The sequence below is a fragment of the uncultured Aureimonas sp. genome (assembly GCF_913775355.1).
Lineage (GTDB): Bacteria > Pseudomonadota > Alphaproteobacteria > Rhizobiales > Rhizobiaceae > Aureimonas.
In genome coordinates, this window is the sequence record NZ_CAJYIU010000135.1 from 1 (window position 1) to 6,545 (window position 6,545).

At 70.2% G+C, this 6,545-nt stretch carries 6 protein-coding genes; 3 read left to right on the plus strand and 3 right to left on the minus strand.

What is annotated here, in order from left to right:
- Window positions 1-493: FAD-dependent monooxygenase (locus tag QZ753_RS09220; protein ID WP_294643029.1), on the minus strand; the 493-nt coding region annotated here is incomplete at its 3' end.
- Window positions 494-661: 168 nt separating this feature from the next.
- Here QZ753_RS09220 and QZ753_RS09225 point away from each other — a divergent pair.
- From QZ753_RS09225 to QZ753_RS09235, 3 genes are all read left to right on the plus strand, one after another.
- On the plus strand, window positions 662-1,531 hold the full coding sequence (locus QZ753_RS09225; protein ID WP_294643031.1) for an acyl-CoA thioesterase II: 870 nt from the start codon (window positions 662-664) through the stop codon (window positions 1,529-1,531).
- Between the two features lie 251 nt (window positions 1,532-1,782).
- Window positions 1,783-2,121: a P-II family nitrogen regulator gene (locus QZ753_RS09230; protein WP_055891859.1), complete on the plus strand. Its 339-nt coding sequence runs from the start codon at window positions 1,783-1,785 to the stop codon at window positions 2,119-2,121.
- A gap of 17 nt (window positions 2,122-2,138) precedes the next feature.
- Entirely contained in the window at window positions 2,139-3,527 is a 1,389-nt protein-coding gene (locus tag QZ753_RS09235) for an ammonium transporter (protein ID WP_294643034.1), read from the plus strand.
- A 91-nt stretch (window positions 3,528-3,618) separates the two neighbouring features.
- Here the strand turns inward: QZ753_RS09235 and pyrC are convergent, their stop codons facing one another.
- Together pyrC and QZ753_RS09245 are read right to left on the minus strand one after the other, a co-directional pair.
- Window positions 3,619-4,707: a dihydroorotase gene (gene pyrC / locus QZ753_RS09240; RefSeq protein WP_294643035.1), complete on the minus strand. Its 1,089-nt coding sequence runs from the start codon at window positions 4,705-4,707 to the stop codon at window positions 3,619-3,621.
- Between the two features lie 103 nt (window positions 4,708-4,810).
- Window positions 4,811-6,545: efflux RND transporter permease subunit (locus tag QZ753_RS09245; RefSeq protein WP_294643038.1), on the minus strand; the 1,735-nt coding region annotated here is incomplete at its 5' end.

Here is a 6,545-nt window from a genome sequence, read left to right on the forward strand (position 1 = left end):
CCGTCTCGGCGCCCAACTCGACCGCGATCGAGGCCGGGCGATCCGCGATGCCGGTCACCGGCGCACCGGCGCGGATGGCGATCCCGAGCGCCTCGGCGCGCGCGCGCAGCGCGCCGTTCAGGGCGACGTTCGGCACCATGTGGGCGAAGGGTTCGCCCGGCTCGGCCTCGCCGCCGAAGGTCAGGAAGACCGGGCGCACGGGGTCGCTGGTGCGCGAATCCGTCACGATCATCTCGCGGATCGGCTCGGCCTCGGGCGCGATCGCGTCCCAGGCCCCGAGGCGCGTCAGCATGCGGATCGCGGCCGCGGCGATCGCCGAGGCGCGCGTGTCGCGCTCCCAGACCCCGTCCGGCGCCGCGTCGACCACGAGGACGTCGAGTTCGGGCGCGGCCTGCTTGATCGCGACGGCGCTGACGAGGCCGACGTAACCGGCCCCCGCCACCACGATGTCGGCGCGGGCGGGCGAGGCGGGCGCGGCCTTTGTCTCGGACATGGAACGGGTTTCCCCTTCGATCTCTGCGGGCCGCCGCGCGACCCTTTCTCGAACCCTGATCTAGGCGCCCCGCCCCGCCGGGGCAACCAAAGAGCCCTGCCTTGCGGGCGCGATCGATATGCCGGACAAGGCGCGCGAAGGATCGACGCGCGAAGGGGAGCCGAGGACATGGACGAGACGATGGACCGGCTGATCCGGGCGCTCGACCTCGAGAAGCTGGAGGAGAACCTCTATCGCGGCGTCAGTTCGTCCGTCGGCTGGCAGCGCACCTTCGGCGGCGAGGTGATCGCGCAGACGCTCGTCGCCGCGCAGCGCACCGTGGCGGCCGAGCGCCCCGTCCACTCGCTGCACGGCTACTTCCTGCGCCCCGGCAACCCGAAGGCGCCCGTCATCTACGAGGTGTCGCGCATCCGCGACGGCGGCTCGTTCACGACCCGCATCGTCCACGGCATCCAGCACGGCGAGGCGATCTTCACGCTGTCGGCCTCGTTCCAGCGGGTGGAGGAGGGGCTCGACCACCAGATGCCGATGCCCGACGTGCCGCGCCCGGACGAGTTGCCGTCCGCGGCCGAGCTCACGGCGGAGATCCTCGCCCGCGCGCCCGAGCCGATCCGTCGTTACTGGAGCCGGCCGCGCCCGATCGAGTTCCGCCCGGTCTCGTTCGACCACTACCTGACGCGCGAGCCGCTGCCGCCGCGCCAGCAGGTTTGGGTGCGCACCGTGGCGCCGCTCGGCGACGATCCCGCGCTGAATGCCGCGGCGCTCGCCTATCTCTCCGACATGACGCTTCTCGACACCGCGCTCTTCGCGCACGGCCTGTCGGTCTTCGACGAGCGTATCCAGGCGGCGAGCCTCGACCATGCCATGTGGTTCCACCGGCCGGTCGATGTCGGCGCGTGGCATCTCTATTCGCAGGATTCGCCGTCCTCGTCGGGTGGGCGGGGTCTGACGCGCGGGTCGCTGTTCGCGCTGGACGGGACGCTCGTCGCCTCCGTCGCCCAGGAAGGGTTGATCCGGCCCCGCCGCCCGGCGGCCTGACGGTCTGCGGAAAATTTAAACACCTGCCGCATCAAGCGGCACCGGCGCGATCGCAGCGCGTTCGGCGCTGACCAATCCGGCGGCATCGCGGCCTTTCGCGCTGCACAATCGCGGCGAAATCGCGACCGGTGGTCATCTGGCACGCATCTTGTTTCTGTCTCTCACGTGACCCTGTGGCCGACCGGCCGCCGGGCCGCCCAATCCAGCGGAGCGCCCGGGGGCGTGCCACCGCGTGACGATTCGAGGTGCACATGAAAATCGTGATGGCGATCATCAAGCCATTCAAGCTCGACGAGGTGCGCGAGGCCCTGACGGCAGTCGGGATCCAGGGCCTCACCGTGACCGAGGTGAAGGGCTACGGTCGGCAGAAGGGCCATACCGAGATCTACCGCGGCACCGAATACGCCGTGAGCTTCCTGCCGAAGCTGAAGATCGAGATGGCTGTGCCCACCGACATGGTGGACCGCGCGGTCGAGGTGATCGCGGCGGCCGCCAAGACCGGCCAGATCGGCGACGGCAAGATCTTCGTCTACGGCATCGACCAGGCGGTCCGCATCCGCACCGGCGAAACCGACACGAACGCGCTCTGAGGGGAGACGACGAGACCATGCGCTTTCTGAAAACCTCCCTGGCGACCCTGGCCCTGTCCGGCCTCACGACGGTCGCCGCCCTCGCGCAGGAGACCGGCATCGCGCCGGCGCCCGAGACCGTGCCGGCGGACGCCGCGGCCGCCGTCGTCGACGCCATGGACAAGGGCGACGTCGCCTGGATGCTGGTGTCGACGCTCCTCGTCCTCTTCATGATCCTGCCGGGCCTCGGCCTGTTCTACGGCGGCCTCGTGCGCGCCAAGAACATGCTCTCGGTGCTGATGCAGTGCGTGACGATCACCGCGGTCGTCATGATCATCTACGTGACCTACGGCTACTCCTTCGCCTTCGGCGGCTCGACCAGCGCCTTCTGGGGCGGCACGGGCAAGCTGTTCCTCGCCGGCATCACCAAGGACACGATGTCCGCGACCTTCACCAAGGGCGTCGTGATCCCGGAATACGTCTTCATCGCCTTCCAGATGACGTTCGCCTGCATCACGCCGGCGCTGATCGTCGGCGCCTTCGCCGAGCGCATCAAGTTCGGCGCGGTCGTGCTGTTCACCATCCTCTGGGTGACGATCGTCTACTTCCCGGTCGCCCACATGGTGTGGGACGCGAACGGCCTGATCTTCACCGGCGCCCATGCCGGCGGCGTCGCCGCGCTCGATTTCGCGGGCGGCACGGTCGTCCACATCAACGCCGGCATCGCGGCGCTCGTCGGCTCGTTCCTCGTCGGCAAGCGCACGGGGCTCGGCCGTGACAACATGGCCCCGCACTCGATGACGCTGACGATGGTCGGCGCCTCGATCCTGTGGGTCGGCTGGTTCGGCTTCAACGCCGGCTCCAACCTCGAGGCCAACGGCGGCGCGGCGCTCGCCATGATCAACACCTTCACCGCCACCGCGGGCGCCACCGTCGCCTGGGTTCTGATCGAAGCCTTCGCCCGCGGCAAGGCCTCGATGCTGGGCGCGGTCTCGGGCATCATCGCCGGCCTCGTCGCCGTGACGCCGGCCGCCGGCGCCGTCGGCCCGATCGGCGGCATCCTGCTCGGCGCCATCGCCTCGGCCGCCTGCTACTTCTTCGTGGCGGTGGTGAAGCCGAAGTTCGGCTACGACGACTCGCTCGACGTCTTCGGCATCCACGGCATCGGCGGCATCGTCGGCGCCATCGGCACCGGCATCTTCGCCTCGACGGCGCTCGGTGGCGGCGGCTATCTCGACGGCGTGACCATGGGCTCCCAGGTCTATTCGCAGGTCGTCGCGGTGCTGATCACCGTGGTCTACAGCGGCGTCGTTTCGGCGATCCTCTACAAGATCGTCGACGCGATCGTCGGCCTGCGCCCGACCGTGGAAGCCGAGCGCGAAGGTCTCGACATCACCTCGCATGGCGAGGCGGCCTACCACGCCTAAATCCTTCATGCCCCGGACGAGGGGCATGGACCGGAAAGGGCAGGCGGAGCGATCCGCCTGCCCTTTTTCATGGGCTCCGAAAAATCTGCGCTCAGGCGCGCACGTCGCCGATCGACCAGGGAAGCGGCTCGCCGCCCCGGAAGACCACGACGTCCTCGTCCTCGACCGAGACGGCCGCGAGCGCGGTGGCGGGCTTCTTCAGGAGCGTGATCGTGCCCTCGTTGACGGGCAGTCCGTGGAAGCGGGCCCCGTTGAGGCTGGCGAAGGCCTCGAAGCGATCGAGTGCGCTCTCCTCGTCGAAGACCTGAACATAGGTCTGCAGCGCCGTCGCCCCGCCGAAGACGCCGGCCGAGCAGCACTCGGCCTCCTTGGCGCCGCGCCGGTGGGGCGCGGTGTCGGTGCCCAGCATGAAGCACGCCTCGCCCGACGTCGCCGCCTCGCGCAGCGCCAGCCGGTGGCGCTCGCGCTTGGCGACCGGCAGGCAGTAGAGGTGGGGGCGCAGGCCGCCCTGAAAGATCGAGGTGCGGTTGATCACGAGGTGATGCGGCGTGATCGTGCAGGCGGCGCGCGTGGCATGCGCCCGCACGAGATCAACCGTCTCGGCGGTCGTCGCGTGCTCCACCACGACCTTCAGCCCCTCGTGGCGCTGGAGCAGCGGCAGCATCTCGGCCTCCATGAAGGCGGCCTCGCGGTCGAAGATGTCGATCGCAGGATCGGTCGCCTCGCCGTGGACGAGGACCGCCATGCCGATCCGCTCCATCCGCTCCAGGACCGGCGCGAGCTTTGCGATGCTGGTGACGCCCGCATGCGAGTTGGTGGTGGCGCCGGCGGGATAGAGCTTCGCCGCCAGCCAGACGCCGTCCCGGTAGCCGCGCTCGATCTCGTCGGGGTCGGTGTGGTCGGTGAGGTAGCAGGTCATCAGCGGCTCGAAGTCCGAGCCGTTGGGGAGGGCCGCGAGGATGCGGGCCCGATAGCTTTGAGCCATCGCGACCGTCGTCACCGGCGGCACGAGGTTCGGCATGACGATGGCGCGGCGGAACTGGTTCGCCGTGAAGGGCAGCACCGCCTCGAGCATCGCCCCGTCGCGCAGGTGGACGTGCCAGTCGTCCGGCCGGCGGATGGTGACCGAGGGGACGGCGTCGGCCGGGGCGCGGGACGCGAAGAGGGTGTCAGTGGACATCGGGCGGGCCTCCGGGCGCAGCGAAAGACGGCTTGAGACGAAAGCGGGCGGCGCGGCTCTTGGATAGCCGCGCCGCCCGTGGATGGCCAGAAGCTGCGCCGGCCTATTCGGCCGCCGGCTGCATCTGCGGCGGGGGCAGGCGCTCGTCGCCGCCGCGCGCCTCGCGGCCGCCGAACTCCGTCACCCGCTTCCAGGTCGGCCCGTGGCCAAGGTCCTGCGGCTGGACCGGGGCGAGCGGCGGGCCGTGGATCGGGGCACCGGCATGGGCGGTCTCGCCGTCCTCCTCGCCGCGGTTCGGCCGCAGCACCCAGCGGAAGACGCGGCCCGTCACGTGGCTGAGATCGTCCATCAGCGTGTAGAGCGAGGGAATGAAGACCAGCGACAGCACGGTCGAGACGAGGAGGCCGCCGATCACCGCGATCGCCATCGGCGCGCGGAACTCGCCGCCCTCGCCGGTGGCCATGGCCGCCGGCACCATGCCCGCCGCCATGGCGAGCGTCGTCATGATGATCGGGCGGGCCCGCTTGCGGCCGGCGTCGATGATCGCGTCGCGCTGGCTCATCCCGTGCTTCTCCTGCTCCACCGCGAAGTCGACCAGCATGATCGAGTTCTTGGTGACGATGCCCATCAGCATCAGGATGCCGATCACCACCGGCATCGACACCGCGTTGTGCGTGAGGAGGAGGGCGCTCACCACGCCGCCGACCGAAAGCGGCAGCGAGGCGAGGATGGTCAGCGGCAGGAAGACCGAGCCGAACAGGAGGATCAGCACCACCAGCACCATCATGATGCCGGCGCCCATGGCCGAGGCGAAGCCGGCGAAGACCTCGCCCTGGATCTCGGCGTCGCCGACCTGCTGGAGCCGCACGCCCGGCGGCATGGTCTTCACCGCATCCGAGACCATGATGTGCTCGGAACCCTCGCCGATCTCGTGGCCGGGCGCCATCGAGGTGCCGACCTTGACGAGGCGCTCGCGGTCGTAGCGCTCGATCGTGGACGGCCCCTGGCCGAAGCCGATGTCCGCGACCGCGTCGAGCGGCACGGAGGCGCCGGACCCCGTGTTGACGCGCAGCGAGCTGACGGCCGACAGGTCCTTGCGCGCGTCCTCCGAGAGCTGCACGCGGATCGGGATCTGGCGCGTGCCGGCGTTGAACTTGGCGAGATTGGCGCCGAGGTCGCCGATGGTCGCGACGCGCACGGTCTGCGAGATCGCGTCCGGCGCGATGCCGAGGTCGGAGGCCTCGTCCAGGCGCGGGCGGATGCGGATCTCCGGTCGGTCGAACGAGGCCATGGCGCTCGGATTGGCGAAGATCGGGTCGCGCCGCATCTCCGCCTCGAGCTTCGAGGCGGCTTCCGACACGGCCTTGCCGTTCTGGCCGAGGATGCCGACCGAGAGTTCCCGCTCGCCGCGATCGTTGACGAAGAACGAGCGGAGGTCCGGGATCGCCTGAAGCTTGGCGGTGATCACCGGCTCGAGTTCCGCCTGGCTGCGCGTGCGCTCAAACTTGCGCGTCAGCGCCACCGTCATCGCGGCGCGGCGCACCTCCAGCGTACCGGTCGGCGAGGAGCCGCCGATCACCAGAACCGAGCGCACCTCGGGCAGTTCGCGGACGCTCGCCACGGCCTTGTCGGTGATGCGGCGCGTCGTCTCCAGCGTCGCGCCGGGCGGCAGCTCCAGCGAGACCACGATGCGCGAGGCGTCCTCCTTCGGGATGAAGCCCGTCGGCAGGTACTGGATCGAGTGGATCGACAGGGCGAAGAGGCCGATGCCGACGGCGAGCGTCACCCAGCGCCAGCGCACGGTCACGCCGAGGAAGCCGGTATAGGCGCGCATCAGC